The 22,657-nt window shown below is 35.6% G+C and carries 21 protein-coding genes; 11 read left to right on the top strand and 10 right to left on the bottom strand.

Features of this window, described 5'->3' with window-relative positions; genetic code table 11:
* The first annotated feature begins 152 nt into the window (after positions 1-152).
* From mnmA to H3U96_RS00070, 7 genes are all read left to right on the top strand, one after another.
* Complete coding sequence (gene mnmA, locus H3U96_RS00100; RefSeq protein WP_086360647.1) at positions 153-1,271, top strand: tRNA 2-thiouridine(34) synthase MnmA; 1,119 nt, start codon at positions 153-155, stop codon at positions 1,269-1,271.
* Position 1,272: 1 nt separating this feature from the next.
* Positions 1,273-1,923, top strand: coding sequence for a high frequency lysogenization protein HflD (gene hflD / locus H3U96_RS00095; protein ID WP_034902253.1), 651 nt, complete (start codon positions 1,273-1,275; stop codon positions 1,921-1,923).
* Between the two features lie 29 nt (positions 1,924-1,952).
* On the top strand, positions 1,953-3,320 hold the full coding sequence (gene purB, locus H3U96_RS00090) for an adenylosuccinate lyase (protein WP_198195238.1): 1,368 nt from the start codon (positions 1,953-1,955) through the stop codon (positions 3,318-3,320).
* Positions 3,321-3,438: 118 nt separating this feature from the next.
* Positions 3,439-4,356, top strand: a complete 918-nt coding sequence (gene hemC, locus H3U96_RS00085; protein ID WP_198195237.1) for a hydroxymethylbilane synthase — start codon at positions 3,439-3,441, stop codon at positions 4,354-4,356.
* A complete protein-coding gene (locus H3U96_RS00080; RefSeq protein ID WP_086354274.1) occupies positions 4,356-5,090 on the top strand; it encodes a uroporphyrinogen-III synthase in 735 nt (244 codons plus the stop codon). Before hemC ends, H3U96_RS00080 begins: the two co-directional genes overlap by 1 nt.
* 22 nt (positions 5,091-5,112) lie before the next feature.
* Positions 5,113-6,543, top strand: a complete 1,431-nt coding sequence (locus H3U96_RS00075) for a uroporphyrinogen-III C-methyltransferase (RefSeq protein ID WP_198195236.1) — start codon at positions 5,113-5,115, stop codon at positions 6,541-6,543.
* A 10-nt stretch (positions 6,544-6,553) separates the two neighbouring features.
* Positions 6,554-7,453: a heme biosynthesis HemY N-terminal domain-containing protein gene (locus tag H3U96_RS00070; RefSeq protein ID WP_198195235.1), complete on the top strand. Its 900-nt coding sequence runs from the start codon at positions 6,554-6,556 to the stop codon at positions 7,451-7,453.
* 58 nt (positions 7,454-7,511) lie between these two features.
* Here the strand turns inward: H3U96_RS00070 and H3U96_RS00065 are convergent, their stop codons facing one another.
* Both H3U96_RS00065 and H3U96_RS00060 read right to left on the bottom strand, forming a co-directional pair.
* The gene (locus H3U96_RS00065; RefSeq protein ID WP_065578974.1) at positions 7,512-7,835 is read right to left on the bottom strand and encodes an AzlD domain-containing protein; all 324 of its coding nucleotides are present in this window, start codon (positions 7,833-7,835) and stop codon (positions 7,512-7,514) included.
* Positions 7,832-8,527: an AzlC family ABC transporter permease gene (locus H3U96_RS00060; protein ID WP_065578975.1), complete on the bottom strand. Its 696-nt coding sequence runs from the start codon at positions 8,525-8,527 to the stop codon at positions 7,832-7,834. The genes H3U96_RS00065 and H3U96_RS00060 overlap by 4 nt, the downstream gene beginning before the upstream one ends.
* A gap of 229 nt (positions 8,528-8,756) precedes the next feature.
* On the opposite strand from H3U96_RS00060, the gene gmk reads away from it, so the two are divergent.
* The gene (gmk, locus tag H3U96_RS00055) at positions 8,757-9,386 is read left to right on the top strand and encodes a guanylate kinase (RefSeq protein WP_034903349.1); all 630 of its coding nucleotides are present in this window, start codon (positions 8,757-8,759) and stop codon (positions 9,384-9,386) included.
* Positions 9,387-9,447: 61 nt separating this feature from the next.
* Here the strand turns inward: gmk and gloA are convergent, their stop codons facing one another.
* Both gloA and H3U96_RS00045 read right to left on the bottom strand, forming a co-directional pair.
* Positions 9,448-9,855 (bottom strand): lactoylglutathione lyase, encoded by a 408-nt coding sequence (gloA, locus tag H3U96_RS00050; RefSeq protein ID WP_198195234.1) that lies wholly within the window; start codon positions 9,853-9,855, stop codon positions 9,448-9,450.
* A 228-nt stretch (positions 9,856-10,083) separates the two neighbouring features.
* A complete protein-coding gene (locus H3U96_RS00045; protein WP_207463560.1) occupies positions 10,084-10,572 on the bottom strand; it encodes a glycine zipper 2TM domain-containing protein in 489 nt (162 codons plus the stop codon).
* A gap of 166 nt (positions 10,573-10,738) precedes the next feature.
* On the opposite strand from H3U96_RS00045, the gene H3U96_RS00040 reads away from it, so the two are divergent.
* From H3U96_RS00040 to pgm, 3 genes are all read left to right on the top strand, one after another.
* Entirely contained in the window at positions 10,739-10,924 is a 186-nt protein-coding gene (locus tag H3U96_RS00040) for a hypothetical protein (protein ID WP_034903340.1), read from the top strand.
* A gap of 21 nt (positions 10,925-10,945) precedes the next feature.
* On the top strand, positions 10,946-11,449 hold the full coding sequence (locus tag H3U96_RS00035; protein WP_065651022.1) for a hypothetical protein: 504 nt from the start codon (positions 10,946-10,948) through the stop codon (positions 11,447-11,449).
* A 74-nt stretch (positions 11,450-11,523) separates the two neighbouring features.
* The gene (pgm, locus tag H3U96_RS00030; protein WP_034903334.1) at positions 11,524-13,161 is read left to right on the top strand and encodes a phosphoglucomutase (alpha-D-glucose-1,6-bisphosphate-dependent); all 1,638 of its coding nucleotides are present in this window, start codon (positions 11,524-11,526) and stop codon (positions 13,159-13,161) included.
* 222 nt (positions 13,162-13,383) lie between these two features.
* Here the strand turns inward: pgm and H3U96_RS00025 are convergent, their stop codons facing one another.
* The 6 genes from H3U96_RS00025 to H3U96_RS00005 all read right to left on the bottom strand — a co-directional run bounded on the left by H3U96_RS00025 (position 13,384) and on the right by H3U96_RS00005 (position 22,275).
* Positions 13,384-14,964: a hypothetical protein gene (locus H3U96_RS00025; RefSeq protein WP_198195233.1), complete on the bottom strand. Its 1,581-nt coding sequence runs from the start codon at positions 14,962-14,964 to the stop codon at positions 13,384-13,386.
* 644 nt (positions 14,965-15,608) lie between these two features.
* Positions 15,609-16,706, bottom strand: coding sequence for a hypothetical protein (locus H3U96_RS00020; protein ID WP_198195232.1), 1,098 nt, complete (start codon positions 16,704-16,706; stop codon positions 15,609-15,611).
* A gap of 625 nt (positions 16,707-17,331) precedes the next feature.
* A complete protein-coding gene (guaB, locus tag H3U96_RS00015; RefSeq protein WP_198195231.1) occupies positions 17,332-18,795 on the bottom strand; it encodes an IMP dehydrogenase in 1,464 nt (487 codons plus the stop codon).
* Between the two features lie 131 nt (positions 18,796-18,926).
* Complete coding sequence (gene ubiG / locus H3U96_RS00010; protein WP_198195230.1) at positions 18,927-19,715, bottom strand: bifunctional 2-polyprenyl-6-hydroxyphenol methylase/3-demethylubiquinol 3-O-methyltransferase UbiG; 789 nt, start codon at positions 19,713-19,715, stop codon at positions 18,927-18,929.
* 616 nt (positions 19,716-20,331) lie between these two features.
* Positions 20,332-20,466 carry a hypothetical protein gene (locus tag H3U96_RS11290; protein ID WP_255545793.1) on the bottom strand — a complete coding sequence of 45 codons (135 nt, stop codon included), beginning with the start codon at positions 20,464-20,466 and terminating at the stop codon, positions 20,332-20,334.
* A gap of 264 nt (positions 20,467-20,730) precedes the next feature.
* Complete coding sequence (locus H3U96_RS00005; RefSeq protein ID WP_198195229.1) at positions 20,731-22,275, bottom strand: hypothetical protein; 1,545 nt, start codon at positions 22,273-22,275, stop codon at positions 20,731-20,733.
* Positions 22,276-22,657 lie beyond the last annotated feature (382 nt).

The following is a 22,657-nucleotide window of genomic DNA, read 5'->3' as shown; positions in this document are numbered from 1 at the left end:
TAATTAATTTTTTTCTGCGAATAGATATCAGCAGACAACTACTAATAAAAATTTGTTAGTCAAACCCTTATCCCTCTTTTGCATAGCCTTACACTTTTCATCATAATTATGCTAAAATTATCACAAAATTTTTGCCCATTGATTTAGTTATTATGCCAAATATAAACACTCGAAAAAAAGTCGTTGTCGGCATGTCTGGCGGCGTAGACTCTTCTGTTTCTGCTTATTTATTACAACAACAAGGTTACGATGTTGTTGGTTTATTTATGAAAAATTGGGAAGAAGATGACACAGAAGAATATTGTTCAGCAGCGATCGATTTAGCTGATGCGCAAGCAGTATGTGACAAATTAAACATCAAATTACACACAATTAATTTTGCTGCCGAATACTGGGATAACGTATTCGAACATTTTTTATCCGAATATAAAGCAGGCAGAACACCTAATCCTGATATTTTATGCAATAAAGAGATCAAATTTAAAGCTTTTCTCGAATATGCAGCCGAAGATCTTGGTGCTGATTATATCGCTACTGGCCATTATGTTCGCAAGCGAGAAAATGGAAGCAAAGTCGAATTACTGCGCGGTATAGATAACAATAAAGACCAAAGTTATTTTTTATATACGCTGAGTAAAGATCAAATTAGACAAAGCTTATTTCCTGTTGGTGAACTAGAAAAACCACAAGTACGAAAAATCGCCGAAAAACTAGGCCTAGCAACCGCAGCTAAAAAAGACTCAACCGGGATCTGTTTTATTGGTGAACGAAAATTTAGTGATTTTTTAGCTCGTTACTTACCGGCACAATCAGGCGTGATTCGGACTGTAGACGGTGAAGTTATCGGCCAACATCAAGGGCTAATGTATCACACATTAGGACAACGTAAAGGACTTGGCATAGGTGGTCTAAAACAAGCCGATGATACGCCATGGTATGTTGTTGACAAAGACATAAAAAATAATGAATTAATTGTTGCCCAAGGTCATGATCATCCAGCTTTGTTTTCAGATGGATTAATTGCTCAACAACTACACTGGGTTGATCGTAAAGTTGTGACCAAACCTTTTCAATGCACAGTAAAAACGCGTTATCGTCAACAAGATATTGTTTGTAGTGTCACACCATTAGACCAAGATAAAATTCAAGTAATGTTTGAACAACCTGTTGCAGCAGTAACACCTGGACAATCAGCGGTATTCTATCAAGATGAAGTCTGCCTTGGTGGCGGTATTATTGAGGAACGAATTGTAAGCAGTAAGGAGCATTAAAATGAATAGTAAATATCATCATATTGCAATAGCCCTTGCCGGCGTAACACAAAGTGCGTCACTTATTCCCCAACTTGCTAATACAGGGGTTTGTAACAATACGCTTTATCAAATAGCAATTAAAAGCATATTCAATACATCGCCAAAAACCACTGATGATGTTTATGATGGTATTACCAATATTAAAACAGGCCTAGAAACACTTATCTCACTACTATCATCCAATCAAAAGCAACAAGTTGAAATCATCCGTTATTTGTTTGGTGCATTAAGTGTCACCAGCAAACTTTTAAAAAATAACGATGCATTAGGTAAAATAGATCAACGTTTGCAACGGATATCTGGACTTTATTCAGATATGAATCAAGAGACAATCAGTAATCATGTTGATGATCTCTCTTATTCATTAGCGGGAATCTATTCGGATATTATCAGTCCTCTATCAACCAAAATCAAAGTAGTAGGTAAAGCGGAGTATTTACAAAATTCATTGGTGCAAGCCAAAGTTAGAGCTTCACTACTAGGTTGTGTTCGTTCTGCCATTTTATGGTATCAAGTTGGTGGTAGTCGCTGGCAAATTTTGCTGGGTCGTAAACGAATATGTAATGCAGCACAAGAATTATTAAAAGATATTAATCAACAAAGTTATTAAATTTAAAAAATAGCAACGGAGTAAAACCGATGGAATTATCTGCTCTTACCGCCCTATCACCAATTGATGGTCGTTATGGTGACAAAACAACAGAATTACGCACCATTTTTAGTGAATATGGTTTATTAAAATATCGTGTGCAAGTTGAAGTTCGATGGCTACAAAAACTCGCTAATCAAGCAGATATTCTTGAGGTACCAACACTAAGTGAGCAAGCTAACAAGCACCTGAATGAAATTGTTGACAACTTTAATGAACAAGATGCAATGCGCATCAAAACAATCGAAAGAACAACCAATCACGATGTTAAAGCTGTTGAGTATTTCTTAAAAGAAAAAGTTAACACTAACGAAGAACTGCAAGCTATTAATGAATTTATCCACTTCGCCTGCACATCAGAAGATATCAACAATCTATCTTATGCTTTAATGTTAAAAACAGCCAGAGACACAGTTCTTATCCCTTACTGGAACAAATTAATTGCAACCATCACCACCCAAGCTAAGACTTATCGTGACTTACCATTATTATCAAGAACACATGGACAACCAGCTACACCTTCCACCATCGGTAAAGAGTTTGCCAATGTTGTTTATCGACTAAAGAGACAACTCAAACAATTAGAGTCAATTGAAATTCTTGGTAAAATTAATGGCGCTACAGGTAATTATAATGCGCATATGGTTGCTTACCCACAAATCAATTGGCATAAATTTAGTGAGGAATTTGTAACTTCATTAGGATTACAATGGAATCCATATACTACCCAGATTGAACCACATGATTATATTGCAGAATATTTTGATTGCATTGCCCGTTTTAATACCATTATGATCGACTTTGATCGTGATGTTTGGGGGTATATCGCTCTAAATCATTTTAAACAGAAAACCGTTGCTGGTGAAATTGGCTCTTCAACTATGCCACATAAAGTAAACCCAATTGATTTTGAAAATTCAGAAGGCAACTTGGGCCTTGCTAATGCAATCATGAGTCATCTTGGTAGTAAATTACCTATTTCTCGTTGGCAACGAGATTTAACCGACTCAACAGTATTACGTAATCTTGGTGTAGGTATTGGTTATGCGATTATTGCTTATCAATCAACACTCAAAGGTCTAAATAAACTTGAAGTTAATCAAGAGCATCTACTTGATGAACTTAACCGCAATTGGGAAGTATTAGCCGAACCAATTCAAACAGTGATGCGTCGTTATGGTATCGAAAAACCATACGAAAAATTAAAAGAATTAACGCGAGGTAAACGTGTCGATGCACAAGGAATGCAACAATTTATCGATTCGTTAGCGTTACCTGAACATGAAAAAACTCGTTTAAAACAGCTAACCCCAGCAAATTACATTGGTTTTGCCATTAATTTTGTTGATGAACTATAAATGACAAAATGAGTGTTGCAGCCTAAAGCTCAAATATAATGAGTTTTAGGTTAACCAATTTATGTTGAATGACTTATAACAACAAAAATATTTAAAGTTCGGAAGATAGGGAGCATCATTGAAAATCCGCATCGCAACAAGAAAAAGTCCCTTAGCCCTTTGGCAAGCTAACTTTGTTAAACAACAATTAATGACAATCCACCAAGATTTAACCGTTGAACTAATCCCAATGGTAACTAAAGGTGATGTACTATTGGACAGTCCGCTATCGAAAATCGGCGGTAAAGGATTATTTGTCAAACAATTAGAACAAGCCATAATAGATAATGAAGCTGACATTGCCGTTCATTCTATCAAGGACATTCCAGCTCAATTTCCTACAGAATTAACGCTTGCCACAATCTGTCAACGTGATGATGTTCGTGATGCATTTATATCAAATCAATATCAATGTTTAGATGATTTACCTGATGGAGCTATCATTGGCACCTCAAGTTTAAGACGTCAATGTCAATTACGGGCTAAATATCCACATTTAATCATCAAAGATTTACGTGGTAATGTTGGTACCCGTTTAGCCAAATTGGATAACCAAGAATATGATGGCATTATTCTAGCTGCTGTCGGTTTAAAACGACTAGGGTTACAAGAGCGAATCAAACAATACATTGATACTGACTTAATTTTACCTGCGGTAGGCCAAGGTGCCATTGGTATCGAAACTCGAATTAATGATGAAACAATTTTGCAATTACTTGCGCCACTTGATGATAAACATAGCCGAATATGTATACAAGCTGAAAGAGCAATGAATCAGGCATTACAAGGCGGTTGCCAAGTGCCTATTGCCTGTCAAAGTCTTTTAACTAACAATTTATTAACCTTAACTGGTTTAGTTGGCAGTCTAGATGGTTCAACAATTATTAAAGTTAGCGTAACAGGAGCAGCTACAGAAGCCGAGAGCTTAGGCGAAAAATTGGCAGCAAAATTATTAGCTAAAGGCGCTGATAAAATATTAGCGGAACTAAATAACTAATGATTTATATTACTCGCCCTTCCCCCGAAGGGGATAATTTAACCCTATTATTAAATCAAGCCAATATACCAGCAAAACATCTACCTTTTTTTAATATCTTAGCTGGTCAAGATCTGGGGTATTTACAGCAACAATTGGATAACCTCAATCGAGGTGATATGGTTATTATTGTTTCACCACAAGTCACTTATATGATTGAACAACATCTACCTAATCTCAGGTTACCTAATCACCTTCGCTATTTTGCCATTGGCAAAAAATCTGCCGAACTATTTAGTCAACAAAATAGCGTTCATGTTGATTACCCTAATGAAGAAAATAGTGCCGGATTATTATCATTATTAAATCAACAAGCAATAAGTGGTCATAATGCGTTAATTCTTTGTGGGGATAAAGGCGGTCAACAATTATCTCAGCAGCTAAAGTTACAAACAGTTAATGTGAAAACAATTGCATGTTATACTCGTCAAACTATTACTTATAAACCAAACATATTAGCCGAAAATATTACCCAACAAATCATATTAATTACGAGTGTTGATCACCTATTACAACTGGATATTTACTGCCAAAATAAACATAAAAGTGATGCACAACTAATCGTAACCAGTGAGAGAATTTTTGCAAAAGCTAAACAGTTAAATTGGCAAAAAGTTTTAAAAATTGTTAGTGCAAATAATCAATTTTTATTTAAAACAATGATAACTCTATGTCATAATGCCAAAAATATTTAAAAAATCTAAATGGGGTTAATTTATGTCAACAAAATATTATGGTGCCAATGCAACACTATCCAACATCAGCACCACTTCATTTAGTCAACCGCCAATACCTAATGCAAACAAAGAAGCGAAAACGACGATGAACGTAGATAAAAAAGAACCAATCAAAAAAACTTCTAGTCCAAAAATCGAACAACCAACCAATTCATCGGTTACCAATTCATCGGTTAATAGTAGTAAATCCCACGCACCTGTATCAAAACTGTCAATACTTGCCATAGCATTAACAGTTTGCTTAAGTGGATTTGTTTATTTCCAAGGATATAAACAAATTGAAAATCAAAAGCGAAAAATTTCCACCTTACAAACAGAAGTTGCAAACTTAAAGCAAAATACTAAAGCTAGCATAATTAATGATTTGCAAACTAATATTAATGATGCCGTCAATCAACAAAACCAACAGTTTACATCTCTATCACAGCGTGTTGATCGCCAATTAAATGAAAACCAAAAAATTCAACAACAATTAACCATACAAATTAATGATGCAACAAAGTTAAACGAACAAAATTTGAATACGATTAATGAACGTTTATCTGCCCTATCCACCCTTGATAATAATGTTTGGTTAATCTCACAGGCTAACTATTTAGTCCACCTTGCGGGTAGAAAAATTTGGAATGACCAAGATTATACCAGTGCCCGTTTATTATTGAAAAGTGCTGATGAAAGTTTGGCCAAAACCAATGATCCAAGTCTATTAACCGCAAGACAAGCCATTAGCAAAGATATTAATGCCTTATCACAAATCAGTTTTATTGATGAAGATGGGATTATTATTAAACTATTAGGTTTATCTGAATCATTAACCGACTTACCTTTAGTCGGTAATTATAAAGAAGCTGCACAGGCAGTTAACCAAAATGAAATTAAAACCGCAAATGAGGTTTCAACAAATAATAAACCGTCATCAAACTTAGCTGAAGATCAAGTTAGCTCATCAATAGATGATTGGTCAGACAATTTACTTGTCAATGCGGAAAAATTTATGGACAAATTTATCAAAATTGAAAAATTAGATGCAAAAGATAACCATTTTGCCACTTGTCTCGATAAGGCAGGTAATGATGAAAAGCAAATTGTCAGATGCCAGATTTTAAAAACACCTTTAAGTTTAGAACAGACTCTGTATCTTCGTGAAAATATTCGTTTCCGGTTATTAATTGCGGCGCAGGCAGTACCAAGACATCAAGAACTCATATATCAACGTGCTTTACATGATGCTTCGACTTGGATTAATGCTTATTTCGATGGTAATGCATCAGCGGTTAAATTGTTCTTAAATGATCTTGATAGTTTACAAAAACAATCGATTAGTAATCAAAACATCCCCGATAAACTCGACAGCATTATTGAACTTGAAAAATTAATGCAAACTCGAGTCAAATCAGCATTAGGTAAGTAGGAGAATAATAATGTTAAAAATACTCATTATTTTCTTAGTATTAGTCGGTGGATTTTTTCTTGGCCCTATTCTTGAAGGCAATCAAGGTTCAGCGATATTTGAAGTTGCTAAATATAGAATAAGTATGTCTTTTAACTCATTTGTCATACTACAATTGTTGGGATTGCTTGTCCTGTATTTAGTTTATGAAATAGGTAAAAAAGTCTTTAACTCAAAAACTGCTTTTGGTGAATGGTTAAGATTAAAATCACCGAAGAAATCAATTAAACGTGTTGAACAAGCACAATTTTACCTTTTACAAGGTGATTATCAACAAGCCGCTAAACTATTTATGAAAAGTGCCAAAGGTGCAAAAAGCTCTACTTTATCTTATTTACTTGCAGCTCAAGCACAAATTGATGCAGACCAATTAATCGCCGCCAATCAATCTTTAGCCGAAGCGGCAAAATGTTGCCAACCAAAAGAGTTATTTGCTTTTCAACTGGTACAAATTCGTCTACAACTCAAAAATCATGAATACAGTGCAGCTAAAATCACAATTGAAAAATTATTAAACGAAAAACCGCGTAATGTTGAAATATTGAGATTAGCCGATCAACTCTATTATGAAACGGAAGATTATCAATCAGTTATTGATTTATTACCAATCATGTATAAAACTAAAGCTTATCCAGACTCTCAACTTGATCAGTTTAGACAAGCAGCCTATATTGGCCGTATCAAACAATTATCAACCAATAGTGATCCACTTGCTTTGATAAAATGGTGGAAACAACAACCAAAAGTTATTGTTAATAACCTAGCCAACCAAAAAGCAATGGCCAACTATTTAAATCAATTAGGCCAAACAACCGAAGCGGAAAAGTTGAATAAAAGTATTCTAAAATTACAACAAAAAGAAAGAACCTAAAAAATATTAAATAGTAAACAGGGCAATTGCCCTGTTTTTGTTTGAATAGATAATCTGTTTAGATAATAAAATAGCGAATTAATGCCATACTACTCATTCCAGCAATAACCACCCACATTAAGTTGCGAGTCAAAACAGCAACACCAATAGTTGGCAGCGCAGCTAAGCAATATTCAAAATTAAGACTAGGAAATTCACCTTGTTTAACTATAAAGAGATTCTCGACAAATAGTGCGGTTAAGATACAAATAGGTACATAGGATAAAAAACGAATTACCACTTCAGGCAATTGCAATTTTCTGACTAATAAGAAAGGGATAACCCGAGGTAACCAAGTCACCAAACCACTACCCAAAATGATTAATAGACTATAAATACTCATGCTTTACGCTCCACAATAATCCCCATAAAGCAACCGGCAAAAGTACTAAATAATATCGCCATCTCGGATGAGACAAAACGTAATAAAAAAATCAATATTACACTGACTGTCAAAATTACAATAACACGATTTAAAAGTGTTTTAGATTTATCAGCTGTTAGCTGTAAATAAAGTAAACCAATAAACATCGCCACTAAAGCATAATCTAATCCAAATTGTGCTGGATTGGGTAACCATTCACCAATCAATGCCCCAACTAAACATGATAGAATCCAAGCAGCATAAGCGGTTAAATTTAGGCCATGCATCCAGGCTGGATTTACGGGTTGTTTATTAGCAATAGCATTCATGGCAACCGCAAAACTTTCATCAGTTAATAGACTGCCAATACCAATATTATTCAATAATGAGAAACGACGAAATGCCGGCGCAGTCGCCATACTCATCAAAAAATGCCGCGAATTAACTAAAAACACCGTGAAAATAACCGCAGATATTGGCGTTGCTACCATCATTAAACCGGTGATGATAAATTGTGATGCGCCCGCATAAATAATAATTGCCATGAGTGTCACTTCTAATACCGATAAGTTAGACGCTTTACCCACAACACCAGCGGCAATACCTATTCCAATATAACCCAATAAAGTTGGAATACACGCATGTACACCATCTTTAAATGTTAAAGACATTTTCCTTTCCTTAATGACATAAACTGCTATCTAATATATTTAATAATTGTAATAATGTTGATTCAATTTCACTGCCGTATTATTCGTTATATGATTGATCGCTAATAATAAAATCTATATATAACAATAAGCCACATACAATAAGCAAATTTTGCTATAATAGCGCCTATCGACTCTTTGTGACAATAAAAATCACTCATTATCTTATTAAAAAACGGTAATATTATTTATGTATACGGGTACTTTATTCATTATCTCAGCGCCAAGTGGTGCTGGTAAATCAAGTCTTATTCGTGCCTATTTAGCACAAAAAAACCACCATCCAGCAAAAGTTTCAATTTCTCATACGACAAGAAAACCAAGACCTGGTGAACAACAAGGTGAACATTACTATTTTGTTGATAATCAAGAGTTTGAATCATTAATTAAGCAGAACGCTTTCGTCGAATATGCCCATGTATTCGATCACTATTATGGAACATCTAAAGCCGAAATTGAGCAATCTCTATTGCAAGGTATTAATGTTTTTTTAGATATTGACTGGCAAGGTGCCGAACAAGTTAGACAACAAATGCCTGAATCAAAAAGTATTTTTATCTTACCGCCATCACTCAAAGAACTTGAAAATCGACTCATCAAACGTGGTCAAGATGATGCTCAGGTGATCAGCAAAAGAATGCATAAAGCTCAATCTGAAATTTCACATTACAATGAATATGATTATGTAATTATCAACGATGATTTTGATGAATCATTAACTGCATTAAATGCCATTATGACTAGTGCTAGTCTTGAACAAAGCAAACAAGCCATAGCCCATCACCAACTATTAACCGATCTATTGGCGGCCAAATATTAACTAAATTTTAATAACCAATATCGCCGATCACTCGGCGATAGTAAAAATTAAAATAACTGAATTAATTGCCTAATGCTTTAGTCGCTTGGCTATTTTGAATTAACTCTATTTTATAACCATCGGGATCTTCAATAAAAGCAATAATCGTTTTACCACCTTTAACTGGACCTGCTTCACGGGTAACTCGACCACCAGCTTGACGAACATCCTCACACATTTTAGCAACATCATCAACACCAATAGCAATATGACCAAAAGCAGTACCGTGATCATATTTTTCAGTTCCCCAATTATAAGTTAATTCAATTACTGAATTGGTTGACTCATCACCATAACCGACAAAAGCCAGTGAATATTGATATTCCGGGTTTTCACTGGTTCGAAGTAGTGTCATTCCCATAACTCGAGAATAGAAATCAATTGATCGTTTTAAATCCCCGACTCGGATCATTGTATGTAATATACGCATTACTATATAGTTCCTTATTTCTATTAAAACATTTAGTTTGAGTTTAGCGATTTGTGATTAGACAGGCAAATTTTTATGTCGACAAAATAATCAATTAGCTGATGAGGATAAAATAGCAAATAAGATAATTAAAATAGAAAAAAGCTTTCACTGATAACAAGTATAAGTGAAAGCAAATTCAGATAAAACTAACAAGATTTGAATGATAGATTTGAAATAGCTCAGATATTATTTACCACTATATCTTGGTGCGGCATTGATACGTTGACCATTAGTAATTAATTTAACATTTTGACCAGCATAAAACTGTTTAACATCACCTTTTTGAACGATAACAAAGTTAGAACCATTTTCTGGTTTAATTTCTAACTCAACTGCATCAGCTTGACTAGACTTGTTTTCAATCGCATCGCCTAAAATCGCACCACCAATAGCACCTGTTGCTGCGGCTAAGATTTGACCAGTACCATTACCTATTGTATTACCTAAAACGCCACCAATTACCGCGCCACCTAAAGGACCAGCAACATTTCCACCGTCTTTACCATTTGAATTTGCTTGAATCTTAACTGCCCTTACCGATACAACTGTACCATAACTTACTTGCTGAACTTGTTTTGCTTGGTCTGCTGTATAAACATCGCCAGAATAGATATCACTATTACTACATCCAGATAAAATTGCTGCTAGAATAGTTAATGTGACGATTTTTTTCATAATTTATTCCTCATATAATTTGAGTATATTTTTATACCTTGTTTAGAATAATATTCTTTTTGAAAAACAACAATATCATTTTCATTATTTTATCATTAGATAATACAATTTTTGGCTAACTTGAGTTATACTCAGCTCAATTGTTAATCTACCATACAATAAGTACATGAAACGGTTATTTTTTCCTTTACTATTATCAGTTATGATAACGGCCTGTCATGATGAAAATCAGCAAACGACGATAAAAAATGAAACCGTCACACATCAATCTAAACCAGATTGTTTACAAGACAGACCAACTAAAAGTTTAAATTTTGACACCATTCCAGTTAATGGTTGTCCAGTACAATAATTTAATAGGCAAAGTAACAGAATGAAAACTATCGAAATCGACGAAGAACTTTATCAATTTATTGCAGGTCAAACTAAACATATTGGTGAAGATGCATCAAGTATTTTGCGACGTTTATTAAACTTTAACCAACCTGAAATGACTAAAGCTGATCCTATATTAGCCAAACAAAATCATTACCCAATTTTTAATGATCTCCTTACTAGCGACACTTTCTCAAATGAAAAATCGATCATAAGCCGTTTTTTATTACTACTTGGCGCGCTATATAACTACAACCCGGCACTATTTTCAATTGCAGCAACGTCACTACATGGCAGTAAACGGCAATACCTAGCTAAAGACAAACAATCCTTAGAAACTTCGGGAAAAAACACCAAACCAAGAGAAATTGTTGGTACCCCATATTGGGTAATTAGTAATACGAATACAGCGCGAAAACTATATATTATTGAATCGATTATGAGTGACATGGGTATTTCAGAAAGCATGATTAATCAAGTTATCCATGCCTTTTTACCGTAGACTATATAACAATTCACTAACATAATGATTATAAAAGTGAATATTAAAATAAAGTTATGAAAGAGGAGTAAAAAATGGCTAAGTCAAGCCGTGCGGGATTATTAGCTCAACCATCTGACCTAATTAATATCCAAACATTACAAAATAACTATTATCAAATTCAACCAGATGTTGATAATGCTAGCCAATTAGTTATTTTTGGTACATCAGGTCATCGTGGCAGCTCAAATAAAGCCACCTTCAACGAAGCACACATATTAGCAATTGCCCAAGCGGTAGCCGAGTATCGCAAAACAAACAATATCACTGGACCATGTTTTATTGGCCAAGATACTCATGCTTTATCTGAACTTGCATTAAAATCAGTGCTTGAAGTCTTTGTGGCTAATGAACAAACCGTGGTTATAGCACAAAATTGGGGGTACACACCAACACCAGTAATATCGCATGCGATATTGACTTATAATCAGGATAAACAATCTCAATTAGCTGATGGTATTGTAATTACCCCTTCACATAATCCACCTGAAGATGGCGGTATAAAATACAATCCAACTAATGGTGGTCCTGCCGATACTGATATTACCAAACAAATCGAAAACCGTGCTAATGAACTGCTAAGAAACAACCTTAATGGCGTTAAACGTGTCAGCTTAGAAAAAGCGCTAAAATCAGACTTTGTACATACTAAAGAATATGAAACTGATTATGTCAACGATCTTGAAAATATTTTAGATCTATCATTAATCAAGTCATCATCGCTAAAAATTGGAGTTGATCCCCTTGGCGGTGCATGTATTACCTATTGGCCTCGTATTGCTGAAAAGTACGGCATAAACCTTGAAATCGTCAATAATAAAATTGACCCAACATTTAGCTTTATGCATCTTGATCATGATCAAGTGATCCGTATGGACTGTTCAAGTCGCTGGGCGATGGCCGGTTTATTAAACCTTAAAGATAAATTTGATTTAGCTTTTGGTAACGATACTGATGCTGACCGTCACGGCATTGTCACACCGAAAGGATTAATGAACCCAAATGCTTACCTTTCAACTTGCGTAAACTATTTATTTCAAAATCGTCCACAGTGGCATCAAAATATCGCTATTGGTAAAACGCTAGTCACTAGCTCAATGATCGACCGTGTAGCTAATAGCTTAAACAAAAAATATCTTGAATATCCTGTCGGTTTTAAATGGTATGCTGATGGACTTTATCACGGTAAACTAGGTTTTGCTGGTGAAGAAAGCGCTGGCGGATCATTCTTAAGAACTAATGGCAAAGTTTGGGCAACGGATAAAGATGGTATCATCTTATGCCTATTAGCGGCTGAAATGACAGCAAAAACTGGCAAAAACCCACAAGAGCAATACCAAGCGCTTGAAGCTAAATTTGGTGTTTCTTATTATGGTCGAATTCAAGCGCCTGCATCATTTACTGAAAAACAAAAATTAGCCAAACTCGATGCCAGCCAATTAACTACAAATAAACTAGCCGGTGAGGAAATTACCCAATGCCTAACTACTGCACCAGCGAATAACGCACCAATCGGTGGTTTAAAAGTTATCACGCAAAACGGTTGGTTTGCCGCTCGTCCGTCTGGTACTGAAGATGCCTATAAAATTTATGCGGAAAGCTTTATAAGTAACGAGCATTTAGCAACCTTACAACAAGAAGCACAACAAATTGTCGCTAAAGCGATAAAATAAAAAAGTAGATTAAACAATTAATCTATTGAATATAAAACCAGATGAATAATGCTCTAAATCATAGCACAATCATCTGGTTTTTCTTTCCCAAAAACCCCGTTCCTCAAAATTTTTATCTTAAAAATCCCAAGCCTCAAAAATAACCCCGCCCCAGCTGGGGCGGATGGTTGTTGCCATAACATTGCTTTAGCCATCCACGTCATAATTCGCTTGGTTATTGAATTAATCATCCTTTAAAGGTGCTGCGGCACAAACTCCAAAACGAGTATCACCTCCATTGGATATAAAGCCACTAGATGCGTAGCCACTATAGGCGTAAACGATAAACTCAGTATAATTACTAGCTTGGCCAGGGTCGCTAGTCCAATAGCCGAATCTGAAACCAGCATCAGCGTAGTCCTTTAAGTCGCCCCACTCCGAAAAGAAACCGGCACCAATTCTACGCTGATAATGATTACCAGTTGATGAAGGTGTCGCACCAACTGCACCCTTGCATATGTTGCCACCTGTATTAACCCCCTGACAAATCGCGTTAGTCAAATCCTTGACCTTAGGCATACGGTATCCAATATCACTACACCAAGACGATACACTTTTATTAGTATAAGATTCAGTTCCACGATTGACAAACCACTGCTTTAACTGGAAACCGTATTTGACGACTTCTTCCCCACTTTGACTGTCTCGACCAACTAACTCAAATGTCTGTGGTAATGTCGGATTGAGTATAGTTTCCAAACTACTTGGATTACTTGAATCCAATTGCTCATCTTTAGCAAATGGACCCTTTAGGCTAACCCGCACACTTTTATTTGTTGCTTCCGTCATAGTAGCTGTAATACCACCATGAGAAACTGGCTGCCAAGATAATTCTCGATAATTACCTCCTATATCTAGATCAAAGTATAAATTATGGGCCCCTGTAGTAGGGAAATTCAAATCATAAGACGAAGGATTTTTCGACTGTGTAATGAACCCCATCTTTTCATTCCACATTGTAGCAGGACCTCGGTAATCCGTTACTCTAACAAGAGTACCTAATCGCAAGTTCGGCTTTGCAAAACAGACCTCTGGTGGTGCCTTAGGATTAATATAATATGTCGCATTACTAGCATTAAAATCGCTACCTTTAGGAACGCCATAACGGGTAGATAAAGTGCCGTTGGTACTAGCCAATTTCACCTTATAAGGTCCATTACAAATGGTTAGCACTGTATTACGTGTGACAGGATTATTGAATCTATCAATAATAGATAAATTTAAACTACCTGTAACAGTTATACCATCAGGGTCTTGACCATCACCATCATCATCACCCCAATAATTATAAGGTGCTCCGATAAGTAAATTTAATGCAATAGAATCAGTATCAGTTGGCACCAACATATCGATATCAGCAAAACTCTGACCCGCAACAGGTAAAACGATAGGATTATCTTTTGAATTATTAGTTGCGGGAGTATATTTATCTCCATTAGAAAGGGATATCCCAAGTAGAGCTTTGGTGTTTGTCACGCGTGTAAGACCACCATCAAACGTTAAATATGGCGCATTACCATAAATAATATTGGTCGTTTGAGCGGTTAATGCATGATTAGCGAAAGAAATAGAAAGTAAAACAACTACGGTTAATACCAAAACCATCGGCCGAGATAAAAAGGCTAAACTAAGAAATTTTGAAAAATTTTGCCGAATTTGCTTAAAAAACAAACTACCGTTAAGTAATAAACGATACGAACTTAACTTTAAAAAGATTAAATTATAGGTTGAGCAGGTGTTATGTGTTGCAAGATTATAATGCATATTGACGTCCTTGTCAATTAAACTAATGATTAATTTATACTTTTATACCAAAAATTATAAAAGTTATCCTTTTATAAAAATAAAGTTTGAAAGTATAGTGATTGGAAAAAACCATGCAACTATTTTTGGCGGTTTAATTGTTAATTTTTGTAAAGTTTGATGAAAAATTATACTTCAAAATCAAGACATTAATAATAAAAGTACCAACACACCAAAACCTTACCTCCTATTTTTAGCCCTATTTTGATTTCAAAAAACCCCGTTCCTCAAATTTTTTTGGTTGTTTGAGTTTCGGACGTTTTGTTGTTTTGTAGTTAGTTTGGTGGCTAGTTCTATTGAGATATGGGTTATTAGATATATTTTGATAAGATTCAATCTGTTCTTTTAAACTATAAGCTATCTATGTCATCACAAAAAATAACAAATTATAGATTAAAAATACTTTCCGAAAAGTCATCGATAATCAATTCTGTTGTTTTACAGCGTAGCGTTAGTTCATTGTTTAACAAATGCTATTACATTTCACAATTTCCTAGCGCTACCATTTCCCAACGATTCCAATAAAAGTCAAAGGCCTCAACTTAAGTCAAACGGATTCAGTCAAGCGTTGATGTAGATAAATCATAACTCAGTTTAACAAAATGTTATTTTAAACAAGCTATAGATGCAACATCATTTCCTCGTAAATCATCGGGTGGACGAGGTACAGGTAATATTCCACCATCATGTAAATAAGCAATAAAGTATTGCGTTTCATTATTAGGCTCTTTAGTAAAATAAGCAGTGTCATCCCACTCCCATTTTGAATTTGGATAAGTATGACGCGTTATATACCCCCATTCAGGATAAAGTCCTTGATTAATTGCCCGAGTAGAAAAATTCCATTTACCATTGTGTTGCCAATTTGGGCCTGCGTTCACTATAGGTGAGTTTGAATAATCTTTACGGGATGGAAATCCATTAACTCCTCCACAAAATTGGTTAAAGGCATCCTGCCAAGTATGATTACCTACATCCTGAGGTTCTATCCAAATGGATGTCGGATTAAATTTATAATCAAAATGCTGATTAGGAGATAACTTCAATGTTGCTCGGATAACAATATCACCATTACTTGCTGGTGGTTTAGATTTTAAAAGAACATTACCTGTTTCATCTACGGTTGCTACATTGCCAGGATTAACTAGTACACTATAGATATAATTATCGGGAGGATAATCCATTATTAATTGAAATTGAGCACCTGGGAAACCTGTTGTTGGAAAGTGTTTATTTGAAACAATTGGCTTAGCTCTGAAACCCTTATCAACAATAAAATCTTCATTATAACCACCACCATTTTCGGGATCTGGTTTTATTGGACCTGTATGCCATGGATACAGAGTCCCTTGAGCATCACCACCACGCCATTGTTTTAAAGGTAAAACTTTAGTTGAATTTGGCTTCAGATAACATATATCACCTATAGGTGCGATTTTATATAGTTTAGTTATCGTTACTGCCTCACTTTCATTCGGGTTACCATATTCAGAATAAGTTTTTACTAAAGTTTCTATTGATAATGTTAAAGGCAAGGCATAATTTGCACAACCTATTATATTATGTTTATCAATATCAGGAATTTCCACTCCATAATTATCAAACCAATGATAAATCGTCTGTTCGACGGTAAATGGCATATTATTACGGATGCTATCACCGTCAGCATCATCGTAATTAGATGAAATATCTAAATCATCCACAGTATAGTCTTTAATAATAAAATCACTTAATTGTGTAAAACCCTCAAATATATTGATATCCGTATCACTTAAATTATGTGAACTTGAACTATAAAAAACACCATTTAAGGTAAAGCCATGTTTTTTGGCAGCAGCTTCTATATTAATAACGCTCGGTTTATTACCGATAATAGTATTTATGGTATGTGTTGTGATGGCTTGACTTTTTTGACTAATGAATAAAAAACATAATATGAATAAAAGAAAAGAAATAAGTTTATTATTTAAATTAACCGAATTTAAAAGAGAAGTTGGGCAGGTTTGGTGTTTGGTGTTTGGTGTTGTAAATTATAATGCATTTTGACGTTCCTGTCAAGTAATTCTATGATTTTTTTGGTTTTATTTTATTTTTATCGGCTAAATATCCGTCGAATATTGTTTATTATAAACACTCGAAGTATAGTCATAAAAAAAATCTAAGCAATAGTATTTAATTGTTTATTTGTTAAATTTTGTAAATATTATTATTAAGTTAGGTTATTAAAGCATAGTTTTAATTCTTAAAAAAATACGCCTAAGATTTTCAGAATGCAAATGATATAAATAAAAAAAGGGATTGTATTCAATCCCTTCTAAATCATACTTATTAGCCAGCTCGATAGTTAGGTGGCTCTTTGGTGATAAGAACATCATGAACATGACTCTCTTTCATACCCGCACCAGTTATGCGATAAAACTTCGATTTAGTGCGAAGTTCATCGATAGTTCCACAGCCAGTTAATCCCATACATGAACGTAAACCACCCATTTGTTGATGGATAATTTCTTTTAATAAGCCTTTATATGCAATTCGACCTTCAATACCTTCTGGTACTAACTTGTCAGCAGCATTATCAGATTGGAAATAACGATCAGATGATCCTTTTGCCATTGCCCCTAATGATCCCATACCACGATAAGATTTATAGGCACGACCTTGGAATAATTCAATTTCGCCGGGTGCTTCTTCAGTACCAGCAAACATTGAACCAACCATAACACAAGATGCACCAGCGGCAATTGCTTTAGCGATATCACCTGAAAAACGAATACCGCCATCAGCAATAACAGGAATATTATGCTGTTTAGCTACCTCAACAGCATCCATAATCGCACTAATTTGTGGTACTCCTACCCCAGTAACAATACGTGTAGTACAAATTGAGCCTGGTCCAATACCGACTTTGACTGCGCTTACTCCGGCATCAATAAGAGCTTTAGCACCTTCACCGGTTGCCACATTACCACCAACAATTTGCAAGTTTGGATAAGCTTGTCTTGTTTGGCGAATACGTTCAAGAACACCTTCTGAATGACCATGTGATGAATCGATAAGTAATACATCAACACCAGCTTCTACCAATGCAGCAATACGTTCTTCATTACCTGCTCCTGCGCCAACAGCAGCGCCCACTCGTAAACGACCTTTTTCATCTTTACAAGCATTTGGTTTTTGCTCGGCTTTATTGTAGTCTTTGACTGTTATCATGCCTTTTAAGTGGAAACGATCATCAACAACTAATACTTTTTCAACACGGTGTTCATGCATTTTTTTCAAAACACTTTCCCGAAATTCACCTTCTTTAACAGTAACTAAGCGTTCTTTAGGCGTCATCACCGCTGTAACAGATAGTGATAAATCAGTAGCAAATCGAACATCACGAGCAGTAATAATACCAACCAATTCTTGCGATTCAGTTACAACTGGAAAGCCGGCAAAACCATACTCTTTAGCTAGGTCAATCACTTGTTTAATACTCGCCGTTGGTAGTACCGATACTGGGTCTTGTACTATGCCGCTTTCATGTTTTTTAACGCGCTTTACATGTTCTGCCTGAACTTCAATTGGCATATTTTTATGAATAAAACCAATGCCACCTTCTTGAGCAAGAGCAATAGCAAGTTCGGCTTCGGTAACGGTATCCATTGCCGCAGATAACATTGGAATATTTAATTTAATGGTTTGCGTCAGTTGAGTTGTAATATCAGCAGTGTTAGGTAAAACAGTTGAATGGGCTGGAACTAATAAAACATCATCGAACGTGAGGGCTTCTTTAACTATACGAGACATGACAATATTCACCATTGAGTTGAATTGTTGATAAAATATTGCCGATGTATTCTACTCACTTTTAATATAAAAGACCAGTAAAATTTTATATTTATATTTCAGCAGATAAGTATAGCGCAAACTAATCTCTGTTACTCGCCATCGCTTTTTTGTGCCATTAAGATGTAATTGACATCAACGTTTTTACCTAAGCGAAATTGATTACTGAGCAAATGATACTCCATACCAATTATTCCTTTGACAGTCAAATTAGCGTGTTCAACCCAAGTCATTAATTCAGAAGGACGAATAAAGCGATTAAAATCATGAGTACCTTTCGGCACTAAGCGTGCAATATATTCCGCGCCATAAATCAACATTAATTTTGCTTTATGATTACGATTAATGGTCGATAAATAGAGTTGTCCATTAGGCTTAAGCAATTTCGCACAAGCCTGAATGATTGAAAACGGGTCTGGAACATGTTCTAACATTTCCATACAAGTAATAACATCATAGTGTGCGGGGAATTGTTCAGCATGCTGCTCTACGGTTTGATTCTGGTAGTTTATATCTAAGCCATTTTGCTCGGCATGTAATTTTGCCACTGCTAATGATTCTTCAGCAAGATCAATTGCAGTTACATTAGCAGCTAGTTTAGCTAGACTCTCTGACAAAATACCACCGCCACAGCCAACATCTAATACATGTTTTCCATTTAGATCACCGGATTGTTGTTTTATATAATCCACGCGTAATGGATTAATAATATGCAATGGTTTGCATTGACCATTGGGATCCCACCATTGCGAAGCTAGTTTTGCAAACTTATCTATTTCGTTTAAATCGATATTTTGTGTCATGACTATTCTTTTTAGAGACGTAAATATTTTATGTAATATATGCGATGGGCTGATGATTAGCAATATCAAAGATTTCATGCTCTCTTTTTCTCAACTTTTTGTCACACTGAATTGTTTTAGCTCACTAACGTTTAGAGGTTTAAATAATTTCTGAGGGGATTTTAGTACAAAGGATATTTCTTTGGATAAGGGATTATACACCCCACTAGTTTTCGCCATCGACAGCGAAACTAGCTGGTCATTACGTGACTAGTTTTTTGACGTTAAGTATTTATACATTATCTATTAATTGTTTTAGAACATAAATATCCTTGTCAAAAAGGCATATTTGACATGATCTTCAATCTTTTTCGTCAACATAATGTAATGGCTTAAAATTTAAATCTACCTACACGGTAGTGAATAACATTCGGCGGTTTATTTATGTTGTTTCAATTTCTAAGCTACCTATACGGCAGTGAACTGTTAAAATTTGTTTAGCAACTGGCGCCAGATTTTCTAAGCTACCTATACGGCAGTGAACTAGAGCCGGATATACTATAAATGTTGTTGGTAAAAAGGCAAAGCGCAATTTTACTATTAAAAACCCTTTTTTTGAGTCATTTTTCAACGTATTGATTTTTAAGAACTTTATTTTAAGTTAAAAAAAAGGGTTAGCAATAAGTAGGAATTTAAGTTTCAAAACCCCCTTTCCTCAAATTTTTTTGGTTCTTTGAGTTTCGGTCGTTTGCTGTTTTGCGGTTATTTCTATTCGGCGATTACGTCCGAGTAAAGAGGGTTGGCGAGAACCCTCTTTACCATCTCCCGCGGCGACCACGCAAGTGGTCACGATGTGACTGCCTTCCACCTTCGTTCGCTTTTAACGCACCGGCGGTGATTTGTTCCTGACAAAACACAGCCTTACCAAACATCCCTGTTTGCCATGCTAAACTCTCTCAGTTGTCAGTACATTGCTAATGTCGCGCCACAAAATCGTTGTTTATCGCACACTTTGTCAGCCTGCTTCCTTAGCTAAGCAATTATTCTTTAACGTCCTAACGTTTTTTCATATATCTAACTCTACAACCCAAGGCTAAGAACTAATAAATAAGTACTAAGGATAGACGCACATCCCGTACGCGTCTCTACCTGGGAAGCTAAATACTTGACCATTGTACGCGTTAACCTGAAAGTGGGTATTATCTTTTTTATCAGCCGTCCAATAATTCCAGCGGTAGAAAGATGTGTTACTGTAGTCCCCCATGCTCCCCCACTCCGTGAAGAATCCGGCGCCAATTCGACGTCGGTAATTATTACTAGATGACGATGGTGTAGCACCGACAGCACCGTTACAAGTGTCCCTTTCAGACTGACAAGTCGCGTTGGTTAAATCCATTACCTTAGGCAGCCGATAATCACCAATTTTTCTACACCACGATGTTGTACTTGAATTAGTGTCAACACGAGGACCACGACTAACGAACCACTGCTGTAACACAAAACCATACTTGACGATGACATTACCCAAGCTATCACGACCAACTAACTCAAATACCTGTGGTAAAGATATCCTATCGATACGAGTTGGATTGTCTGATTCCCATTGCGAAGCGTCGGTAACAGCCGGACCAGTTAAAGTGACACGAACACTAGTGTTCGTTGCAGATGTCATCGTCGCCGTAATACCACCATGCGAAACGGGCTCCCAATATAAGTTCTTTTGATTCCCACCTATATCTAAAATAAAACTCAATTTATTCGCACCTGTAGTCGGAAAGTTTAAACCATAAGACGATGGCGTAACTGACTGAACACGAAACCCATCATAAATATCCCATATGTTAGCAGGGCCAGCATAATTATCAGGAGAATAATCTGTACCTCCGAATATCAAGCTAGGTTTTGCAAAACAAACTACTGGCGTTGCCTTAGGATTAATATAATAAGTGATCTGACGTTCATAAAAATTTGCACTAAAAAGACTTTCGTTAGGTACACCATAACGTGTTTTTAATGTACCTTCAGTATTAGATAAGGTTAATCTATAAGGAGCATTACAAATTGTTAACACGGTATTGCGTGATACAAGCCGATTATTTTTATCGACAATAGATAACCTTAAACTACCGGTAGCGATGACACCATTAACTCCTTGGCCATCGCCATCATCATCCCCCCAATAATTATAGGGCGGGCCAATAAGTGAACTTAATTCAATAAAATTAGTATCCGTTGGTACAAACATACCAATATCTGCAAAACTCTGACCAGCAACAGGTAAAACGATAGGATCACGCCACGAAGCATGGGTTGTGGAAGTAAATGTTCTTCCATCAGAAAGGTATATCCCGAGTAGCGCTTCGGTATTTGTCGCTCGGGTTTGACCACCGTCGAAAGTTAAATAAGGCGCTGAACCTTGAATAATATAGATCGTTTTAGCGGTTAACGCATGATTAGAAAAAGAGATAAACAGTAAAACAACCACGGTTAATGCGAAAACAATCTGTCGAGATAAAAAGGCTAAACCAAGGAGATTTGAGAAATTTTGTCGAAATTGCTGAAAAAATAAACCACAGTGAAGAAATAAACTATCTAAGCTTAATTTTAAGGAATTTAAATTACAGGTTTGGTAGGTTACATGTTGGAAATTATAATTCATACCCGATATCCTTGTCAATTTAATTTAATTATTTATTTAAAGATTCAGCTCCAGCGGTATAAAATTTATTCATTTATATCGATATGCTATAAAAGTATAGTGATTGGGAAAAACCATGCAACTTTTTTAGACGGTTTAATTGTTAACTTTTGTAAAAGTTAATGTAATATTACGTCTTAATTACGCCCTTAAAACCTATTTCGAAGAAACTTTAGAGGGATTTTTAGGCTTTAAAAACCCCTTTCCTCAAAATTTTTTATTCTTTGAGTTTCGGACGTTTTGTTGTTTTGCGGCTAATTCTATACGGTGATTACGTCCGAGTTAAGAGGGTTGGCGCGAACCCTCTTTACAATCTCCCGCGGCGACCACGCAAGTGGTCACG

Origin of the sequence: Gilliamella sp. M0364 (genome assembly GCF_016100565.1) — a bacterium.
GTDB lineage: Bacteria > Pseudomonadota > Gammaproteobacteria > Enterobacterales > Orbaceae > Gilliamella > Gilliamella apis.
The sequence above is the reverse complement of the archived record's forward strand: the minus strand, read 5'-3'. Positions and strand labels throughout refer to the sequence as shown.